18 protein-coding genes are annotated in these 19248 nt (G+C 56.2%); 8 read left to right on the top strand and 10 right to left on the bottom strand.

Annotation, left to right across the window (positions count from 1 at the left end; translation table 11 throughout):
* The first annotated feature begins 23 nt into the window (after window positions 1-23).
* Together RTU96_RS07850 and RTU96_RS07845 are read left to right on the top strand one after the other, a co-directional pair.
* A complete protein-coding gene (locus tag RTU96_RS07850; RefSeq protein WP_154523872.1) occupies window positions 24-1553 on the top strand; it encodes a DNA methylase in 1530 nt (509 codons plus the stop codon).
* Complete coding sequence (locus tag RTU96_RS07845; RefSeq protein ID WP_154523869.1) at window positions 1550-1972, top strand: hypothetical protein; 423 nt, start codon at window positions 1550-1552, stop codon at window positions 1970-1972. Before RTU96_RS07850 ends, RTU96_RS07845 begins: the two co-directional genes overlap by 4 nt.
* 90 nt (window positions 1973-2062) lie before the next feature.
* Here RTU96_RS07845 and RTU96_RS07840 read toward each other — a convergent pair whose 3' ends face one another.
* The 4 genes from RTU96_RS07840 to RTU96_RS07825 all read right to left on the bottom strand — a co-directional run bounded on the left by RTU96_RS07840 (window position 2063) and on the right by RTU96_RS07825 (window position 6426).
* Window positions 2063-2389, bottom strand: coding sequence for a hypothetical protein (locus RTU96_RS07840; RefSeq protein WP_154523866.1), 327 nt, complete (start codon window positions 2387-2389; stop codon window positions 2063-2065).
* A gap of 399 nt (window positions 2390-2788) precedes the next feature.
* Window positions 2789-4159 (bottom strand): 23S rRNA (uracil(1939)-C(5))-methyltransferase RlmD, encoded by a 1371-nt coding sequence (rlmD, locus tag RTU96_RS07835; RefSeq protein WP_312636005.1) that lies wholly within the window; start codon window positions 4157-4159, stop codon window positions 2789-2791.
* 40 nt (window positions 4160-4199) lie between these two features.
* Complete coding sequence (locus tag RTU96_RS07830) at window positions 4200-5801, bottom strand: MBL fold metallo-hydrolase (protein WP_312636003.1); 1602 nt, start codon at window positions 5799-5801, stop codon at window positions 4200-4202.
* 94 nt (window positions 5802-5895) lie between these two features.
* Entirely contained in the window at window positions 5896-6426 is a 531-nt protein-coding gene (locus RTU96_RS07825; protein ID WP_312636002.1) for an isochorismatase family cysteine hydrolase, read from the bottom strand.
* A gap of 337 nt (window positions 6427-6763) precedes the next feature.
* Between RTU96_RS07825 and RTU96_RS07820 the strand changes: the two genes are divergently transcribed.
* The 6 genes from RTU96_RS07820 (at window position 6764) to RTU96_RS07795 (ending at window position 13674) form a co-directional block, all read left to right on the top strand.
* Complete coding sequence (locus RTU96_RS07820) at window positions 6764-7897, top strand: BMP family ABC transporter substrate-binding protein (RefSeq protein WP_312636001.1); 1134 nt, start codon at window positions 6764-6766, stop codon at window positions 7895-7897.
* Window positions 7898-8063: 166 nt separating this feature from the next.
* Complete coding sequence (locus tag RTU96_RS07815) at window positions 8064-9635, top strand: ABC transporter ATP-binding protein (protein ID WP_312635999.1); 1572 nt, start codon at window positions 8064-8066, stop codon at window positions 9633-9635.
* Window positions 9628-10788: an ABC transporter permease gene (locus RTU96_RS07810; protein ID WP_312635998.1), complete on the top strand. Its 1161-nt coding sequence runs from the start codon at window positions 9628-9630 to the stop codon at window positions 10786-10788. Before RTU96_RS07815 ends, RTU96_RS07810 begins: the two co-directional genes overlap by 8 nt.
* Before the next feature lies 1 nt (window position 10789).
* Window positions 10790-11758 carry an ABC transporter permease gene (locus RTU96_RS07805; RefSeq protein ID WP_312635997.1) on the top strand — a complete coding sequence of 323 codons (969 nt, stop codon included), beginning with the start codon at window positions 10790-10792 and terminating at the stop codon, window positions 11756-11758.
* A 33-nt stretch (window positions 11759-11791) separates the two neighbouring features.
* A complete protein-coding gene (locus tag RTU96_RS07800; RefSeq protein WP_312635996.1) occupies window positions 11792-12748 on the top strand; it encodes a nucleoside hydrolase in 957 nt (318 codons plus the stop codon).
* Window positions 12745-13674 (top strand): nucleoside hydrolase, encoded by a 930-nt coding sequence (locus tag RTU96_RS07795; RefSeq protein WP_312635995.1) that lies wholly within the window; start codon window positions 12745-12747, stop codon window positions 13672-13674. Before RTU96_RS07800 ends, RTU96_RS07795 begins: the two co-directional genes overlap by 4 nt.
* Before the next feature lie 183 nt (window positions 13675-13857).
* Here RTU96_RS07795 and tuf read toward each other — a convergent pair whose 3' ends face one another.
* The 6 genes from tuf to rpsI all read right to left on the bottom strand — a co-directional run bounded on the left by tuf (window position 13858) and on the right by rpsI (window position 19246).
* Complete coding sequence (gene tuf / locus RTU96_RS07790) at window positions 13858-15063, bottom strand: elongation factor Tu (protein ID WP_293009522.1); 1206 nt, start codon at window positions 15061-15063, stop codon at window positions 13858-13860.
* A gap of 100 nt (window positions 15064-15163) precedes the next feature.
* Window positions 15164-17272: an elongation factor G gene (fusA, locus tag RTU96_RS07785; RefSeq protein ID WP_312635993.1), complete on the bottom strand. Its 2109-nt coding sequence runs from the start codon at window positions 17270-17272 to the stop codon at window positions 15164-15166.
* An 11-nt stretch (window positions 17273-17283) separates the two neighbouring features.
* Window positions 17284-17754, bottom strand: coding sequence for a 30S ribosomal protein S7 (gene rpsG / locus RTU96_RS07780; protein WP_293009524.1), 471 nt, complete (start codon window positions 17752-17754; stop codon window positions 17284-17286).
* A 126-nt stretch (window positions 17755-17880) separates the two neighbouring features.
* A complete protein-coding gene (gene rpsL, locus RTU96_RS07775; protein WP_294853347.1) occupies window positions 17881-18297 on the bottom strand; it encodes a 30S ribosomal protein S12 in 417 nt (138 codons plus the stop codon).
* Window positions 18298-18399: 102 nt separating this feature from the next.
* Window positions 18400-18657: a ribosomal L7Ae/L30e/S12e/Gadd45 family protein gene (locus RTU96_RS07770; RefSeq protein WP_294853344.1), complete on the bottom strand. Its 258-nt coding sequence runs from the start codon at window positions 18655-18657 to the stop codon at window positions 18400-18402.
* 184 nt (window positions 18658-18841) lie between these two features.
* Window positions 18842-19246, bottom strand: a complete 405-nt coding sequence (gene rpsI, locus RTU96_RS07765) for a 30S ribosomal protein S9 (RefSeq protein ID WP_293009527.1) — start codon at window positions 19244-19246, stop codon at window positions 18842-18844.
* Window positions 19247-19248 lie beyond the last annotated feature (2 nt).

Below are 19248 nucleotides of genomic sequence, written 5' to 3'. Positions count from 1 at the left end.
ACGCTAAAAGGAGGCAATGAACGATGAAGTCACAAAATAGAACCTATATTGCTATCGACCTGAAGTCGTTCTATGCTTCCGTAGAGTGTATTGAACGCGGTCTTAATCCAATGACCACAAACCTTGTGGTCGCTGATGCCTGCCGGACAGAAAAGACCATTTGCCTAGCGGTTTCTCCTTCTCTGAAAGCATATGGCATTCCAGGAAGAGCCAGGCTGTTTGAGGTCGTACAAAAAGTAAAGGAAGCCAATACACGAAGACAACAGAAAATATCTGGCCGCAGTTTTACTGGCGCATCTTATCATGATGCCGAACTGAAAGCATCACCAACTCTCTCCCTTGATTATATCGTTGCTCCTCCACGTATGTCTGTGTATATGGAATACAGCACGAGCATTTACAATATTTATCTTAAGTATATTGCACCCGAGGACATCCATGTTTACTCTATTGATGAGGTGTTCATGGACGTTACAGCATATTTGAATACCTATCAGCTCACAGCGCATGAGCTTGCCATGAAGATCATTCTTGATGTCCTGGACACCACTGGCATCACAGCAACCGCTGGCATTGGGACAAACCTCTACCTCTGCAAAATTGCAATGGACATTGGGGCAAAGCATATCCAGGCAGATAAAAACGGTGTTCGGATTGCGGAACTGGATGAGATGGCTTACCGCCGCTCCCTATGGACGCATCGTCCTCTTACTGACTTCTGGCGTGTGGGAAAAGGCTATGCAAAAAAACTTGAGGAATATGGACTCTATACAATGGGCGACGTTGCACGATGTTCCATTGGTAGATCTACTGATTACTACAATGAAGCCTTGTTATATAAACTGTTCGGCATCAATGCGGAATTGCTGATCGATCATGCCTGGGGGTGGGAGCCATGCACCATGGCCGACGTCAAGGCATATAAGCCCAGCACAAACAGCATTGGATCTGGTCAGGTACTGCATTGTCCTTATTCCTTTGACAAGGCAAAACTGATTGTTCGTGAAATGACCGAGCTGCTGGTACTGGATCTGGTTGACAAAGGGCTTGTGACCGACCAGCTGGTTTTAACAATAGGTTATGACATTCAAAACCTTCAGGACCCGGATTTGAGGAAGTCCTATCATGGCGAGGTAACCACAGATCATTATGGTCGCGCCATACCAAAGCACGCCCATGGCACAGGCAATCTTGGTAAACACACTTCCTCGACAAAACTGATCATGAAGGCTGTTATGGAACTGTTTGACCGCATCGTTGACAAAAAACTTCTGATCAGAAGAATCAACATCACTGCCAACCATGTGATTGATGAAGCGTCAATGCCAAAACCCGCAGCCTTTGAGCAGCTTGATTTATTTACGGACTATGAAGCAGTCCGTGAAAGGCAAGCGGAAGAAGAAGCCGAGCTCCAACGGGAAAAGAAAATGCAGAGCGCGATGCTGGCGATCAAAAAAAAGTTTGGAAAGAATGCAATCCTGAAAGGCACCAACTTGGAGGAAGGTGCAACGACCATAGACCGAAATAACCAGATTGGAGGGCATAAGGCATGAAGAATTCTTATGACGATATTATCAATTTACCTCATCATGTTTCTGCGACCCGTCCCCGTATGCCTGCCCTCGACCGAGCAGCACAGTTTTCTCCCTTTGCCGCTCTGACTGGTTATGAAGCAGCAGTCAAAGAAACTGCTCGGCTGACGGATGAACAGATAGAACTGGATGAGGACTCCAAGACTGCTTTGGAAATGAAGCTGCGGATTCTGTCGGATGAACTTTTTAACCATCCGGAGGTCGAGATCACTTACTTCCAAGCCGATGCGAAAAAAGACGGCGGTGCATATATCAATTCAATCGGCACAATAAAGAAGATCGATGAATACGAGAGAGTTCTTCTCATGATGGATGGGACAAAGATACCGATTGAAGCGATTATCGAAATCGAAGGTGAACTTTTTCTGGCATATCTTTAATATCACCTACCTGATAGTCTAATCAACGACTTGCACTCTTTCTCTGAAATAAAAAAAGCACCCTTCAGTTTCAATTCATACTGTTGGGTGCTACATATTGAGTTGCATCCCTAGATCGGGATAGAGAATGGCGAGGCGAGAGGTTTGCAGCTCTACCGCTTCACCAGTTTCAATCAGTTCACGATGCAGAGCAATCCAATTTAAATCCTCCGCACCGGCAGGTTCAGGAGGACCGTGCCCGTAACGAAAAGATTTGACGGTCACGGCGATGTACTCGGATGCACCACAGTCCTCAAGAAGCTCCGTGTATAGATTGGAGCGTTGTATGTCATCTACCTCCGGAATACCGCTCATAATTCCAGCATCGCGAATTCCTGTATTGGTTTCCAGACCAATGATAGAAAAAATTTTGCTCATGATGAATTTGACCTCCTACATTTTATATTTTCTGTGTCATAAAAAATGGGAACAAAAAAGAGGCTAAGTCTGCAGGTCATTAAAGTTGACCTGAAACTTAGCCTCTTAATTTTTAACTGATAATATATTCACTTCTGCAAATCAATATAAAATTTCATTTCACAGTTGTGTAAGCTCTGAACCGTCTTGTGATTTCATCATCTTATTATGGTCGTATGACACACTTACGAAGAATATTATTCCAGTTTTTTTAGCTACCTTCTCTTAACCCAAAACTATCGTATTTTCTTAAAATCATTTATGTCATCTGTGGAAAGGGCAAAAAACGGGGTCAAAAATCGCATTTTTTGAGCTCTGAAACCGGTCGTTTTTGAGCCGAAAACCACAATATATTGTGGTCTAACCCTTGTTATTCTTGTCCGAACCACAATACGTCATCATTATCACTGCTTCAACATGCGCCGTTCCCGGGAAGAAGTCCGCCGCCACGGCCCGCTCCGCCCGATAGCCCAGCTCGGCAAACCGCTTCAAATCCCGGGCCAGCGTCGCCGGGTCGCAGGAGACATACACCACCCGCTTCGGCCCCATGGCGGCCACGCTGTCGACCACCTCCGGGGCCAGCCCCTTCCGGGGCGGGTCCACGCAGATCACGTCGGGCCGCAGGCCCTCTCTTTCCAGCTTCGCCGCAATATCCGCTGCATCGCCCTGAAAAAACTCTGCGTTTGAAATTCCGTTCCGCTCCGCGTTCTCCCGGGCGTTTTCAATTGCTTCCGGCACGATCTCCGCACCGATTACCCGCTTTGCCGCCTTCGACATTGCCAGCGTGATGGTCCCGGCCCCGCAGTACAGATCCAGCACCGTCTCCGTCCCCGTCAGCCCCGCAAACTCCACGGCCTTGCCGTACAGCACCTCCGCCTGCTTCCGATTCACCTGATAGAACGACGGCACGGACAGCTTGAACTCTAACCCGCACAGCTCGTCCATCAGAAAGTCCTGCCCCCACAGCGTCCGATACCGCTCACCCAGAATCACGTTGCCCCGGCTGACGTTGCCGTTGAGCACCACCCCCACGGTCTTGGGCGCGGCGGCCAGAATCATGGCGGCCAGCTCCGGCTCCCGAGGGGCGTTTTTCCCGTTCAGCACCACGCAGCAAAGGCTCTCCCCCGCCCGGTTGGTTCGGACATAAACATGACGCACCAGGCCCTTCCCCGTTTTTTCGTCATAGGGGGAAACGCCGTATTTTTTCATCCACGCGCCAACGGCCCCGGCGGTTTCGTCCGCGGCGGGGGCGCAGATTTGGCAGCGCTCCACAGGAATCACCCGGTGGCTCCGCCGCCGATAAAAGCCCACCGCGCCGTCGGCCCCCACCGGATACTGGGCTTTGTTGCGATAGTGAAGCGGGTTATCGGCCCCCAAAATTTCCTCCGCACACAGCGTAAGGCCCCCGATGCGCCGGAGCGCGTCGTTCACCTTTTGCAGCTTGGATTGCAGCTCCTCTGCATAGGTCATATGGCGGTAAACGCAGCCGCCGCACTCCCCGAAATAAGGGCAGTCCGGCTCCACCCGCGACCGCGAGGCGGTCAGAATTTCTTCAATTTCCCCCGCGTAGCTGGTTTTCATGGCCTTGACAATGCGAAGCCTCACCTCTTCGCCGCGGACGGCGCGGGGTACGAATACCACCGCGCCGTTGATGCGAACAATTCCTAAGCCCTCGCTGGAGTAGCCCTCCACCGTGCCGGTATATACCTGATTCAGCAATAAACGTTCCATAATCGTTTCCTTATTGTAAAGTGGCAGGAACGGACAGGCGTTACGCCTCCCACTTGTCCAAAACCTGCTTGAGCTGGTCGGCAAACCTGCCCACGCTCTTATTATCCCGGCCTCTGGCCCGGGTAATGGCCTCCGCCAGTCGCCTGCCCACAGCCGTCAGCCGTTCATAGGCCGCCGACAGCTTCACCCCGTCCACAGTCTTGGTCTTGCGCTCGGGCAGATATCCGGTTTCAATCTGCCGGTTGGCGGCCAGATCGTAAATCTCCGTATACTGCGCCGCGTGGGCGTCGAAGCCCACTCCCCGCAGCGTCTCGGCAAAGAAAGGCGCCACATCCCGGTCGCCGTGAACCACAAACACCTGCTGGGGCTTGGGGGCCTTAAACTCGGAAATCCATGCAATCAAGTGATCCCGGTCTGCGTGGGAGGACAGGCCCGTGTAGTTCACCATCTCCGCCCGGACCGTAATCTCCTCACCGAACATCTTGACGGTCTGCGCTCCGTCCAGCAATTGCCGTCCCAAAGTCCCCTCTCCCTGATAGCCCACGAAGGCGATGGTGCTTTCGGGCCGCCAGAGATTGTGCTTGAGATGGTGGCGGATACGTCCCGCGTCGCACATGCCGGAGGCGGAGATGATGACCTTTGGCGCACGGTCCTCGTTCAGCGCGCGGGACTCGTCCACCGTCTCGGTCATGCGCAGGTCGGGAAAATTAAACATATGGGTCCCATCGGCCACCAGCGCCCGCGCGTCCTCATCCAGATAGCCCCTGAGGTCGCCGGTGAAGACCTGCGTCGCCTTTCTGGCAAGGGGCGAGTCAATATAAACCGGAAAATTGGGAACGGACTTTACCATGCCCTTGTCCTTGATCTCCCGGATAAAGTACAGAAGTTCCTGCGTGCGGCCCACGGCAAAGGAGGGAATCACCACATTGCCGCCCCGGGCCATGGTCTTGTCGATAATCTTCGCCAGATCGTCCGTATAGCTCCAGACCTCCTTGTGGTTCCGGTCGCCATAGGTGGACTCCATCACCACATAGTCTGCTCCCGGGAATGTGGAGGGGTCTCGGATGATGGGCTGGTCCACGTTGCCGATATCTCCGGAGAAAACAATGGTCTTGGTCACACCGGCCTCAGTCATTTCCACCCAGATAAACGCGGAGCCAAGGAGGTGGCCCGCATCTTGAAACTTCACCCGCACGCCCTCGCACAGGTCAATGATCTGATTGTACTCGCAGGGGTGCACATACTCCCCCACCTTCTGGGCGTCCTCCACGGTGTACAGCGGCTCCACCAGCGCGCGGCCCGCCCGCTCGCCCTTGCGGTTTTTCCACTCAGCATCCTGCTCCTGAATGTGGGCGGAGTCCAGCAGCATAATGTTAATCAAATCCGCCGTAAGACGGGTGGTAACCACCTGACCTCGGAATCCGTCCCGAATCAGCTTTGGAATCCGGCCCGAGTGGTCGATATGGGCGTGGGTCAGCAGCACATAATCCACACCGGCGGGATTGAAGGGAAACTCCTCGTTGGAGACCTCATCCCGCCCCTGCTGCAAGCCGCAGTCGATTAAAATGGTTTTGCCGTTGACCTCCAGACAGTGGCAGCTACCGGTGACGCTCTGATCCGCGCCAAAAAAACTCAGCTTCATGGAATGTCCTCCCGTATTTTTTAGAGTTTCGCATTTATAATATTGCAGAGCAAGGCTTGTCCGCCCCGCAGTGTTATTTCCTTTACAGCACCTGTCAGCGGTTCAAAATCTCCACCTGAAGCCCCGCCAGCACGTCCATGGTCTTTTCGTGCAGATCGGGATCAAAGCTGGCGGTAATCCCGGCATCCACCACGATGCGGGCCTGAGGATAGCGGCTTTGCAGCACCACCGCGTTGCTGACAACGCAGATGTTGGACACCAGCCCGCAAAGCTCGATGCGCTTTGCTTCCTTGGGGAGCGCCGCCAGCACCGCCGGATCGCCGGTATCCATGCCGAAGGCGGGCTTGTCGATGCCAACCGCCCCCACATCTTCAAGGGCCTTGGCCGTCTCCCCATAGTTTTCCCAGCCGGGAGTCCCCTTTACGCAGTGGGCCACGGGTAAAAGCGCCCCTTCCCGGGTTTGAAGGTAATCCTCAAAATGGGTGTCTCTGGTAAACCAAACGCGGCCCGGACCATAGGCCCGCACTCTGGCGGCAATGGCCCCGTCCAGTTTTTCCGCGCCGGGAAAGCCAAGGGCTCCATCCACAAAATCATTTTGGTAGTCGATGACGAACAGGCAGTCCATACCGATTCCCGATCCTTCCCGCTGCCAGTCGCAGCCGCTTATATTTTACCTTTTATTCCTGCTATTGTAGCATCAAATTCTTAAATGCACAATAAAAAACCCAAGGGTTCTTGCTCCTTTTCCAATCCTCCGGGAGGGAAATCTATTGCCCTTTCCGCCCAAGCGGCGGTTTTGCCCGAATTTACCGAATCTTTTTGTGAAAAAGAGAAAAATCTTTCTTCGCAAATTGACTTTTGAAACCAAAACCGCTACAATTATGCCAGCTCAAAGTTCCTAATTAACACAGATTCTTTTGTTTTTGGGGAGCTTTGAGCTAAATTATTTTGGAGGTCTTTTCATGAAAAAGTTGTTTGCGCTTGCTCTTGCAATGGCTATGACGCTATCTCTGGCCGCCTGCGGAGGCGGCTCCACTCCCCCCGCCGGGTCCACGTCCTCTTCCGGCTCCGGCTCCGAGGCTCCCGCCGGAAAGGTATACAACGTGTGCAACCTTGTCAACGGCAATCTGGGGGACAAGTCTTTCTTTGACTCTGCAAACGCCGGACTTGAGCAGTTGAAGGCCGACGGCCGAATCACTCTGAACACCATTGAAATGGGCGGCACCGATGCCGATCAGCCCACTTGGCTGTCTAACCTCTACGAGGTGTCCGACTCCGGCGAATACGACCTGATTGTCTGCGGTACTTATCAGATGCCCGAGTATCTGGACGAAGTGGCCGCCAAATATCCCGACCAGCACTACCTCATTTATGACTCCGAGTCCAGCCAGCCCAACGTGGTGAACATCAACTACAAGCAAAACGATCTGGGCTATCTGATGGGTGTGTTTGCCGCCAGCATGACCGTTGACACCACCGTGGACCACATCAACGAGGACGCGGTGCTGGGCTTCGTCGGCGGCGTGGACAGCCCCGTCATCAACGACTTCCTGTACGGCTTCATTCTGGGCGCTCAGAGCGTCAACCCCGACGTGAAGGTGGACACCCGCTATACCAACGACTATGTGGATACCGCCATCGCCAAGGAATATGCCAACTCCATGATTAACGACAACAAGTGCGACGTGATCTGGGGCGTGGCGGGCAACTCCGGCAACGGCGCTGCGGAAGCCGCTCTGGAAACCGGCAAGGCGTGGTTCCTGGGCGTGGACTCCGACCAGGAGCTGACCTTCTCTCCCGATCTGGCCGCCATCACCCTCACCTCCGGCCTGAAGAACATCGGCAACTCCCTGATCTGGTTCTTCGATCAGTGGGACGCGGGCGAGGACCTCTTCGGCCAGAACATCCTGCTGGGCATCACCGAGGGCGGCGTCGGCATCGTCACCGACAAGAACTATGACAAATATGCCTCTGCCGAGACGAAGGCCGCCGTGGAAGCCGCGCAGCAGAGCATTATCGACGGTGCTGTCACAGTTCCCTCCGCCATCACCGACAGCGACGGCGTTGCCGCCCTGCGCGAGGCGGTCCGTCCGTAATTTTCCCGCTTTTTTAGACAAGGAGGGGGCCTTCGCCCCCTCTTTGTCTCTCCCGCCCGGGCGCGGAGCGAGTGGCAGGCCGCTCGTTTCGCGCGCGGACAGAAGGCCGGTCCGCCGGAATCCGTTTCAACCACCCGCAGAAAAACGCAGAGGGGGAATCCCATATATGCAAGAGCACAAGGAAGAGGAATACGTCGTTCGGATGATTGGCATTACCAAGGTCTATCCCAACGGCATCGCCGCCAATCAGGACGTTGAGCTAAACATCCGCAAAGGCGAAATTCACGCCCTGATGGGAGAGAACGGCGCTGGAAAATCCACGCTGATGAAAATGCTCTTCGGTCTGGAGCAGCCCACCGGCGGTGAAATCTGGCTGAACGGGGAAAAGGTGTCCCTTACCGCCCCCGCCGTGGCCATCTCTAAGGGAGTGGGCATGGTCCACCAGCACTTTATGCTGGTACCCAGCCTTACCGTGGCGGAGAATATGGTGCTGGGGATGGTACCCAAAAAGTCCGGCCTTTTGATTGACGAGACAAAGGCCGTTCAAATTACGAAGGAATACGCGGAGAAGTTCAATCTCCATGTGGACCCCAGCGCACGGGTATGCGACATTCCCGTGGGCATGAAGCAGAAGGTGGAGATTCTCAAGGCTTTGGTCCGGGGCGCAAAAATTTTGATTCTGGACGAACCCACCGCCGTTTTGACCACGCAGGAGACGGCGGAGCTGTTCAAGGAGCTGATCCATCTCAAAGAACAGGGCTACACCATTATCTTTATCTCCCACAAGCTGACCGAAATTATGCAGATTACCGACCGCATGACTATTCTTCGTGGCGGAAAGTCCATGGGCGTCTACGAAACCAAGGACGTAAGCCCGGAGAAAATTTCCCGCCTGATGGTTGGCCGAGACGTGGTGCTGAAGGTGGAAAAAGGCAAAGCGGAGCCGGGAGCCACCGTGCTGCGGGTCCGAGATCTGGAATACGTCAACGAGTGGGGCAAAAAAATGCTGGACAAGCTGTCCTTTGACCTGCGCCGGGGCGAGATTTTGGGTATCGCGGGCGTGGAGGGCAATGGGCAGAAGGAACTGGTGGACATGCTGTTCCACCTGAACCTGCCAAACGCCGGTTCTGCCGAAGTAAGCGGTGTCAGCGTTTTGGGCCAGTCCCAGCGGAAAATTCGGGAACTCGGTGTGTCTCTGGTTCCGGAAGACCGGATGATTTATGGCATTGCGGGAGACGGCACCATTGAGGAAAATCTGATTTCCGACCGGGCCGGAGCAAAACGGTTGAACCGTGGCCCCATGTTTGACATGAAGGCAATCCACAAAGAGTGCGACCAACTGATTGCCGACTACACCGTTTTGTGCAAATCCGGGGCGCAGCAAGTGAAAATGCTTTCCGGCGGCAACATTCAAAAGGTGGTGGTGGCTCGGGAATTTTCCAACAGCCCCACCCTCATCATTGCCGACCAGCCCACCCGTGGCATCGACGTTGGCGCGACGGAATTTATCCGCCGCAAGCTGGTTGAGCTTTCCCGCTCGGGCATTGCCGTGCTGCTGGTTTCCGCGGATCTGAACGAGGTCATGGAACTGTCCGACAGTCTGATGGTCATGTACGGCGGACGGATTGCCGCCTATTTTGAAGACACGTCCAGCCTTACCGACGAGGAGATGGGCGAATATATGCTGGGCCTGAAGCAGCAGGCCCCTGAAGAGATTGGGAGGGTCTGCCATGAATAAGAAACAAAGCATGCTCTTCAGTCTCATCCGGGGCGGCGCGGCTATTTTGATCGCCCTGCTGGTGACAACGCTCTTGATTTTTATTTCCGCCGATGCGCCGGACGGCGCCGCTTTTGGCACGGCTGTCTCCGCCAAGCTTTCCCTGACAGGGGGCGCTCTGCGCCAGCTTTTGATCGGCCCCGCCTTCCGGGCAAACGGAAGCATCAGTGTCAAGAACCTTTCCGACATTCTGGCTTCCATGATTCCCATTATCTTTACCGGTCTTGCCACCTGCGTCATGTTCTCGGCCAACCAGTTTAACCTTGGCGCGGAGGGCGGCGTCATGCTGGGCGCCTTTACAGGTGCGCTGGCCGCCATTTATCTGGATCTGCCCGCAGGGCTTTTGCCTGTGGTGTGTGTGCTCATTGCGGCGGCCTCCGTGGGCGTGATGATGCTGATTCCCGCCGTGCTGAAAGCAAAACTTGGAGTCAGCGAAATGGTGAACTCCTTGATGCTGAACTACGTGGTGATGTACCTCATCAAATATCTGCTGAACACCTATCTGGCCGACAAAAGCAAGGGACAGATTCAGTCTTACCCCTTTCAGGCAGGAGCCGCGATTCCCCAGCTGGTGGACAACGGGTCCAAGCTCTCCTGGGGCTTTGTGGTGGCGCTGGCCTTCGTGGTGATCACCGCCCTGTTTATGTACCGCACCCGCTGGGGCTATGCCATCCGCATGATCGGCATCAATCAGGACTTTGCCATGTACTCTGGCATGAAGGTGGGCGGCATCGTCATTCTTTCACAGGTGCTGGGCGGCGTTCTCGCGGGTATGGGCGGCAGCATTGAGATGCTGGGCCGCTACACCACCTTCTCCTGGGGCGCTTTGCCGGGATACGGCTGGACCGGCATCACCGTGGCGATTCTCGCCGGAAACAACCCGGCCTTTGTGCCTTTGGCGGCCTTTTTCATGGCATATCTCAACAAGGGCTGCAACCTGATGTCCACCTATTCCGGTGTTCCCGCCCAGTTGATTGACATTATTCAGGCGTTGATTTTCCTATTCTTCGCGGCAGAGCAGTTCCTCTCCCGCTACCGGCAGAAGCTAGTGGTCCGCAACACGCAGGCGGAGCTGGCCGCAAAGGCAAATCCTGCGGAAGGGAGCGTGAAGTAATATGCTGCTGGAACGTATTTTTACCATGGATTTCTTTTTCTCCGTCCTGCGCATCACTGCACCCATCCTCTTCGCCACGCTGGGCGCCGTCATCGGAGAAAAGGCCGGCATTTCCAACATCGGCCTTGAGGGCATTATGATGATCTCTGCCCTCTTCGGCTCTCTCACCGCGTATTGGAGCGGAAGCTGGTTTGTGGGCGTTCTGCTGGCCCTGCTGATCGGGATTCTAGTGTCCCTTCTGATGGGTTTTTTCTCTTTCAACCTGAAAACCGATATTATCCTCACCGGCGTGGCCGTAAACATGATCGGTTCGGGCGGCACGCTGTTTCTGGTGAAGGTCATCACCCAGCTCACCGAGGGCTCCGCCATGGCCTCCACCACCTCCCTGATTACCAAAAGCCTTCAGACGCCCTCCATCAACATTCCGCTTTTGAAGGACATTCCCATTCTGGGCGGCATTCTCTCCGGCCACAGCGTGTTGACTTATCTTGCCTTTTTGCTGGTGTTTCTCACTTGGGTGATGCTGTATCGGACTCCGCTGGGCCTGAACATCCGCTCTGTGGGTGAAAATCCCAACGCGGCGGCCTCCGTGGGCGTCAGCGTGCTGCGCATCCGGTATATTGCCATCGGCTTCTCCGGAGCCATGGCGGGTCTTGGCGGCGCGTATATGTCCATGTACTACGCCATGGGCTGGTCCCAAGACATGGTGGCGGGCCGTGGCTTTATTGCCCTCGCGGCCCAGGCCATGGGCGCGGGTGAGCCTTTCGGGGCCATGCTGGCGGCGCTGGTCTTTGGTCTTGCCCAGGCGCTGGGCATCAAGGTTTCGTCTCTGGGAGCGGACTCCAATCTTGTCTCCCCAATTCCCTATCTCGTGACCATTCTGGGGCTTGTAATCTTCGCTCTGGTGGCCCGGAGCCGCACGCGGCATCGTCATTCTGCCGCCGCGTTGGCCTCCACCGCCGGAAAGTAAGCTGCACACAGCCTATCTGAAAGGAAACCGCATATGAAAAGTCCGAAAAAACGCCCTGTGATTCTGGACGGTGACCCCGGCCACGACGACGCCATGGCTTGGATGCTGGCGCAGGCCAGCCCGGAGCTTGACATTCTTGCCGTCACTTCCGCCGCCGGGAACCAAACCATTGAGAAAACCACCTTTAACGCCCGGCGCGTGTGCGCCTTGCTGGGAATTACCGCGCCAATCGCTATGGGCCTGCCCAAGCCCCTTCTCTGCGACCCTATCACCGCCGGGAATATCCACGGGCAAACGGGGCTGGACGGCCCCAGTCTTCCTCGTCCGGAAGACCCGCTCTCCCCTTTAAGCGCAGTGGAACTGATGGCAAAGGCCCTGCGGGAAAGTCCCGATCCCGTGACCATCATTGCCACCGGCCCGGAGACGAATGTTGCCGCCCTGCTGCTGTCTCATCCGGAGCTGAAATCCAAGATTGCTCAGATTTCCGTCATGGGCGGCGGACTGGGCTTCGGCAACTGGACTCCGGCGGCGGAATTCAATATTCTGGCGGACCCTGAGGCGGCGGAAATTGTCTTTTCCTCCGGTCTTCCCCTGCTGATGTCCGGGCTGGATGTAACGGAACAGGCCCTGATTTTCCCTGAGGATTTTGAGCGCATCCGTGCCGTTGGCAATCAGGTGGCGGGCGTGGTGGCAGACTGGCTGGAGTTCTTTTTCAAGTTCCACAGAGACCTTGGCTATCAGGGCGCGCCCGTCCACGACGCGGTGGCTGTGGCAGCCCTGCTGCACCCGGAGCTGTTTACCATTCAGGAGATGTACGTGGGCATTGAAACCGGCGGAGAATACTGCCGGGGCGCGACAGTGGGAGACCCGCAGGGCAAGCTTCACCGTGCGCCCAATGCCCGGTGTGTCTTAAACCTTCAGCGTGAAAAATTTGTGGATCTGATGGCCGAGGCCGTAAAAACCTACGACGGACGGGAGGTTGCGGTATGAATAAAATTCCTGTCTGGTTTGATACCGATTTGGGCGTGGACGATGCGGTGGCTCTGCTGGTGCTGGCGCGGCTGCCTCAGCTTGAGTTGAAGGGCATTTCCGCCGTGGCGGGCAATGCAGAGCTGCATCGGACCTTTGAAAACGCCCGGAATGTCTGCCATTTGGCGGGTATTGAGATACCCGTCTATCCGGGCGCAAAGCAGCCCCTGTTCGTCCCGCTGCACACCGCCCCTCTGGTCCATGGCGTAAACGGCGTGGGTGAGGTGGAGCTTCCTCCCTCCCCCGCAATCAGGGAAACCAAACCCGCGTGGGACGCGCTGTACGAGGCGGCAGAAGCCGCCGACGGCGAGCTTCAGGTTTTGGCAGTGGGCCCGCTTACAAACCTCGCCATCGCTCTGGGCAAGTACCCGAAGCTGAAAACTCTTTTAAAGCGCATTCTTATCATGGGCGGCGCGGCGAAAGGCGGCAATGTGACTCCCGCGGCGGAGTTTAACATCTACGGCGATCCCCATGCCGCGCAGGCGGTCTTCCGCTCTGGCATTTCCGTAGTCATGTGCGGACTGGACGTGACTATGCAGGCCTATCTCACTCCTGAGGAAGTGGACAGGATTGGCGCGCACGGCACGCCGGTGTGCCGCTTTGTACGGGAGAGCAACCAATTGGCCCTGAGCTTCTTTGAGCGGCTAAACGGCCCCGGCCTCTGCTGCCACGACACTTGCCCAGTGCTGTTTCTGGCCTGTCCGGAACTGTTTTCCGGAGAGACGGGGGGCGTTTACGTGGAAACCCGAGGGAATCTCACACTGGGCAAAACCGTCACGGATTTGTGGAGCGACAGACAGTTCCCCCAGCAAAACGTCTTCGTGGTGCTGGATGTGGATCGGGACGGCTTTGCCGCAAAGGTTCGGGAACTGCTGCTGCAATACTGAGGGCGACATTGGAATATTGCAAGGCGGCTTTTGGGAGACTCCAAAACCGCCTTGCTTTGCGTCAAATTCCCTATAAACGGACTCTCTCGATAAAAAAACGGAGCGGTGTGCCTAAAGCACACCGCTCCATATTTTGAGTAATTCAGTTATTCCAAAAGCCCGCAAATGCGAGTTTCAGAATTCTTACTTCTCCTCAACCTCGATGACAGCGCCGGAACCAACGGTACGGCCACCCTCACGGATAGCGAAACGCAGGCCCTTCTCGATAGCGATGGGGGTGATCAGCTCCACGTCCATCTCCACGTTGTCGCCGGGCATGCACATCTCAACGCCCTCGGGCAGGGAGATGACGCCGGTCACGTCGGTGGTACGGAAGTAGAACTGGGGACGATAGTTGTTGAAGAAGGGGGTGTGACGGCCGCCCTCGTCCTTGCTCAGAACGTAGACCTGACCCTTGAACTTGGTGTGGGGGTGAATGGAGTTGGGCTTCGCCAGAACCTGGCCGCGCTCAATGCCATTGCGGTCCACGCCGCGCAGCAGCACGCCGATGTTGTCGCCAGCCTCAGCGTAATCCAGCAGCTTGTGGAACATCTCGATACCGGTGACGACGGTCTTGCGCTTCTCTTCCGCCATGCCGACGATCTCGACTTCCTCGCTCAGCTTCAGCATACCGCGCTCCACACGGCCGGTGGCCACAGTGCCGCGGCCAGAGATGGTGAACACGTCCTCGACGGGCATCAGGAAGGGCATGTTCTCCTTGCGCTCGGGGGTGGGGATATAGTCGTCAACCGCGTCCATCAGCTCCTTGATGCAAGCATACTCGGGAGCGGCGGGATCGGTGGACTCGCAAACCAGCGCGTTCAGCGCGGAGCCCTTGATAATGGGCAGATCGTCGCCGGGGAACTCGTACTTGCTCAGCAGCTCGCGGACTTCCATCTCCACCAGCTCCAGCAGCTCGGCATCGTCCACCTGATCGCACTTGTTCAGGAACACGACGATGGCGGGCACGCCCACCTGACGGGCCAGCAGAATGTGCTCGCGGGTCTGAGCCATGGGGCCATCGGAAGCGGCGATAACCAGAATTGCACCGTCCATCTGGGCAGCGCCGGTAATCATGTTCTTGATATAGTCGGCGTGGCCCGGGCAGTCAACGTGAGCATAGTGCCGCTTATCGGTCTCATACTCCACGTGAGCGGTGTTGATGGTAATGCCGCGCTCTTTCTCTTCGGGAGCCTTATCAATGGAATCATAGGCCTCAAACTTGGCCTTGCCCTGCAGGGACAGCCACTTGGTAATAGCGGCGGTGAGGGTGGTCTTGCCATGGTCAACGTGACCGATGGTACCAATGTTTACATGCGGTTTGGTTCTCTCAAATTTCTGCTTAGCCATTTGATGATCCTCCTGTCAATTTCAAAAATCCTTGCGGGCAGCGCAGTTATATTCAGTGCTCCCCATTTTACAGTAAAATGCGGGGAAAATCAATCCCCAATTATTCAGCCTTGTTCCCGTTGCGAGTGGCCACAATCTTGTCCCGGATGTTCTTCGGGATTTCGACATAGTGGCTGGGCTCCATGGTATACTGACCACGGCCCTGTGTGCGGGAGCGTAGGTCGGTGGCATAGCCGAACATTTCAGCCAGAGGCACATGAGCGTCAATCTGTTGGGCGCCGGGACGGGCCTCCAGCTTGATGATCTGGCCGCGGCGGCTGTTCAAATCGCCGATGACGTCGCCCATATACTCGTCGGGCACGGTGACAGAAACCTTCATGATGGGTTCCTGAAGGGTGGGGTCAGCCTTGCGGCAGGCCTCTTTGAAGCCCATGGAACCGGCGATCTTAAACGCCATTTCGGAGGAGTCCACCTCGTGGTAAGAGCCGTCATACAGCGTAACCTTCACGTCCACCACGGGGAAGCCGGCCAACACGCCGCCGTTCAAAGCGCCCTGAATACCGGAGTCGACCGCGGGGATATACTCCTTGGGGATCGCGCCGCCCACGATGGCGTTGACAAATTCATAGCCCTTGCCGGACTCGTTGGGCTCCACACGGAGCTTGACGTGACCGTACTGGCCCTTGCCGCCGGACTGGCGGGCATACTTGGTGTCCTGCTCCACCTTTTTCTTGATGGTTTCCTTGTAAGCCACCTGAGGTGCGCCCACGTTGGCCTCCACCTTGAATTCGCGGAGCATACGGTCCACGATAATGTCCAGATGCAGCTCGCCCATGCCGGCGATAATGGTCTGTCCCGTCTCATCGTCGGTCCATGTCTTGAAGGTGGGGTCCTCTTCTGCCAGCTTGATCAGGGCCATTGTCATTTTTTCCTGACCGGCCTTGGTCTTGGGCTCGATGGCCACGCGGATAACGGGCTCGGGGAACTCCATGGACTCCAGAATGATGGGAGCCTTTTCATCGCACAGGGTGTCGCCGGTGGTGGTATTCTTCAGGCCCACAGCGGCTTCAATGTCGCCTGCGAAGACCTCATCAATATCCTCCCGGTGATTGGCGTGCATCTGCAAAATGCGGCCGATGCGCTCTCTCTGGTTCTTGGTGCTGTTCAGCACGGAGGAACCGGTCGTCAGATGCCCGGAATAGACCCGGAAAAAGCTCAGGCGGCCCACATAGGGGTCGGTCATGATCTTAAACGCCAGAGCGGAGAAGGGCTCGTCGTCGCTGGGCTTGCGGTCTTCCTCGGCCTCGGTCTTGGGATTCACACCCTTGATGGCGGGAATGTCCACAGGAGAGGGCATATAGTCCACAATCGCGTCCAGCAGCTTCTGCACGCCCTTGTTTTTATAGGACGTGCCGCAGGTGACGGGAATCATCTCGTTGCTGACGGTGGCCGTGCGGATTGCCGCGCGGATCTTCTGCGCGGAAACCGCTTCACCGCCAAGATAAGCTTCCATAATGGAGTCGTCAAACATGGACACCGCGTCCATCAGCTTCTCCCGGTACTCATTGGCAAGATCAGTCATGTCGGCGGGGATCTCCTCCTCGCGCATGTCCTTGCCCTGATCGTCGTAATACACGTCCGCTTTCATATCCACCAGATCGATGATGCCCTTAAAGGTATCCTCGCTGCCGATGGGAAGCTGGATGGGGACGGCGTTGCACTTGAGCCGATCCTCCACCATCCGCAGAACGTTGTAGAAATCCGCACCCATGATATCCATCTTATTGACGTAAATCATGCGGGGAACCTTGTAGGTGTCAGCCTGACGCCACACGGTTTCGGACTGGGGCTCCACGCCGCCCTTGGCGCAAAGTACCGTCACAGAACCGTCCAGCACGCGCAGAGAGCGTTCCACTTCCACGGTGAAATCCACATGGCCCGGGGTGTCGATAATGTTGATGCGGGTATCGGGGAACTGGCTCTTAGAGCCCTTCCAGTGGCAGGTAGTGGCAGCGGACGTAATGGTGATGCCACGCTCCTGCTCCTGCGCCATCCAGTCCATGGTGGCAGTGCCGTCATGGGTCTCACCGATCTTGTAATTCACACCGGTGTAGAACAGGATGCGCTCTGTGGTGGTGGTTTTACCCGCGTCGATATGGGCCATGATGCCGATGTTACGGGTGTTTTCGAGCGAGTTTTTTCTCGGCATAGTCTTTCTCCTTAATAGCGGAAATGCGCAAACGCCTTGTTGGCCTCGGCAGCCTTGTGGACTTCCTCGCGCTTCTTGACGGCGGCGCCGGTGTTGTTGGATGCGTCCGTGATCTCATTGGCCAGGCGCTCCGCCATGGTGCGCTCCCCACGGGAGCGGGCATAGGCGGTGAGCCACCGCAGGCCCAGGGTCTGACGGCGGGCGGGACGAACCTCCAGGGGCACCTGATAGGTGGCGCCGCCCACGCGGCGGGCCTTGACCTCCAGGCTGGGCATGATGTTCTCCATGGCCTGAGTGAACACTTCAACGGGGTCCTTGTCGGTCTTCTCCTTGATCTGGTCGAAGGCCGTGTAGACCACCTTCTGGGCTACGCCCTTCTTACCGTCCAGCATCACGCTGTTGACCAGCTTGGTCACCAGAATGGAGCCGTAAACGGGATCGGGCAAAACCTCTCTTTTGGGAACGTTACCTCTTCTCGGCACGATGCTTCCCTCCTTCATAATAATATGATGTCATAGGTACTCAAAAGGCATCTCTGCCTTCCGTGAATGCCCGCCAAAGAGGTGATCTATATAAACCTATTCGGCAAAGCTTTCAGTGAGTTGTCCTTACTTGGACTTGGGCCGCTTGGCGCCGTACTTGGAACGGGACTGCATACGGCCGGAAACGCCCTGCGCATCCAGAGTACCGCGGACAATGTGGTACCGAACGCCGGGGAGATCCTTCACGCGGCCGCCGCGGATCATGACGACGGAGTGCTCCTGCAGGGAGTGACCCACGCCGGGGATATAAGCGGTGACCTCGTAGCCGTTGGTCAGACGAACACGGGCGATCTTACGCAGAGCGGAGTTAGGCTTCTTGGGGGTAGCCGTTCTCACAGCGGTGCAAACGCCTCTCTTCTGAGGGGAGGGCAGATCGGTGCTCCGGTTCTTCAGGGTGTTCAGGCCGAACTGCAGCGCAGGGGACGCGGACTTGTAGCTGGCCTGCTCCCGTCCTTTACGGACCAGTTGGTTAAAAGTAGGCATACTGTTCTCCTTTCTTGTCAAATAAGTTGACTGTAAAACGCACAGCCTTTATTTTTTGCGGAAAGCCGGTAAGCTATTCCGAAAAAACCGAAATGTTCCATCCTATTTCAAAAGGACGGCTACGGCGGCGCCCACGCTGATGCGGCAGGCGGCGCCAAGCTGCGCCATGGTGTGCTTCCCTTCAACAGGGACGCCCATCTCTTCGCAGCTTTTTGCAAGGGCCTCCAGCAACGCCGGGTCGGCATCGCAGGCCAGAAACGCCTTTGCGGCCTGTCCCTGCGCAATGGCCCTGTGGGACTGCTTCACGCCCACGACTCTGGATTTTCCTGTCAGTTCCTCCAGCACGGGGTTCTCCCTCACATTCGCATGGCAAAATTCGCGGAATATCCGCGCAGAATGGAATTATATCATGACTTTTTGCCGCAGTCAAGCATTTGTTCCCAGTATTTCCTTTCCGGCGGACCTTTTTCGCGCACAAATCTCCATCTGCCTTTTTTAGGCAAAAATCCCCGGAACCAAGCGGTTCCGGGGATTTCGTGAAAAATCAACGCTTGGAGAACTGAGGTGCGCGGCGGGCGGCCTTGAGGCCGTACTTCTTGCGCTCCTTCATGCGGGGATCGCGGGTCAGGAAGCCGGCCTTCTTCAGGATGGGCCGGTTGTCCTCGCTGGCCAGCAGCAGGGCGCGGGCAATGCCATGGCGCAGAGCGCCGGCCTGACCGGACACGCCGCCGCCGGCAACGGTTGCCACAACGTCCATCTTGCCGGTGTTGGAGGTGGACTCCAGCGGCTGACGGACCACCATCTTCAGGGTATCCAGACCGAAATACTCGTCAATGTCCCGGCCATTGATGACAATGGAGCCGGTGCCGTTGGGGAACAGGTGAACGCGAGCCACGGAGGACTTTCTCCGGCCGGTGCCGTACAGATAGGGCTTCTTAGACTGATACATTC

The sequence above is a fragment of the Oscillibacter sp. genome, assembly GCF_032018205.1.
GTDB lineage: Bacteria > Bacillota > Clostridia > Oscillospirales > Oscillospiraceae > Oscillibacter.
This window is presented reverse-complemented; position numbering and strand designations above follow the sequence as displayed.

Excerpts from the sequence above, each read along its gene's own strand:
- RTU96_RS07800 (WP_312635996.1), top strand. The coding sequence starts at position 11,792 with ATGAAAAGTCCGAAAAAACGCCCTGTGATTCTGGACGGTGACCCCGGC.
- RTU96_RS07830 (WP_312636003.1), bottom strand. The coding sequence starts at position 5,801 with ATGAAGCTGAGTTTTTTTGGCGCGGATCAGAGCGTCACCGGTAGCTGC.
- rpsL (WP_294853347.1), bottom strand. The coding sequence starts at position 18,297 with ATGCCTACTTTTAACCAACTGGTCCGTAAAGGACGGGAGCAGGCCAGC.
- tuf (WP_293009522.1), bottom strand. The coding sequence starts at position 15,063 with ATGGCTAAGCAGAAATTTGAGAGAACCAAACCGCATGTAAACATTGGT.
- RTU96_RS07840 (WP_154523866.1), bottom strand. The coding sequence starts at position 2,389 with ATGAGCAAAATTTTTTCTATCATTGGTCTGGAAACCAATACAGGAATT.
- fusA (WP_312635993.1), bottom strand. The coding sequence starts at position 17,272 with ATGCCGAGAAAAAACTCGCTCGAAAACACCCGTAACATCGGCATCATG.
- RTU96_RS07805 (WP_312635997.1), top strand. The coding sequence starts at position 10,790 with ATGCTGCTGGAACGTATTTTTACCATGGATTTCTTTTTCTCCGTCCTG.
- RTU96_RS07845 (WP_154523869.1), top strand. The coding sequence starts at position 1,550 with ATGAAGAATTCTTATGACGATATTATCAATTTACCTCATCATGTTTCT.
- RTU96_RS07810 (WP_312635998.1), top strand. The coding sequence starts at position 9,628 with ATGAATAAGAAACAAAGCATGCTCTTCAGTCTCATCCGGGGCGGCGCG.
- RTU96_RS07815 (WP_312635999.1), top strand. The coding sequence starts at position 8,064 with ATGCAAGAGCACAAGGAAGAGGAATACGTCGTTCGGATGATTGGCATT.
- RTU96_RS07795 (WP_312635995.1), top strand. The coding sequence starts at position 12,745 with ATGAATAAAATTCCTGTCTGGTTTGATACCGATTTGGGCGTGGACGAT.
- rpsI (WP_293009527.1), bottom strand. The coding sequence starts at position 19,246 with ATGTATCAGTCTAAGAAGCCCTATCTGTACGGCACCGGCCGGAGAAAG.
- rlmD (WP_312636005.1), bottom strand. The coding sequence starts at position 4,159 with ATGGAACGTTTATTGCTGAATCAGGTATATACCGGCACGGTGGAGGGC.
- RTU96_RS07820 (WP_312636001.1), top strand. The coding sequence starts at position 6,764 with ATGAAAAAGTTGTTTGCGCTTGCTCTTGCAATGGCTATGACGCTATCT.
- RTU96_RS07850 (WP_154523872.1), top strand. The coding sequence starts at position 24 with ATGAAGTCACAAAATAGAACCTATATTGCTATCGACCTGAAGTCGTTC.
- RTU96_RS07825 (WP_312636002.1), bottom strand. The coding sequence starts at position 6,426 with ATGGACTGCCTGTTCGTCATCGACTACCAAAATGATTTTGTGGATGGA.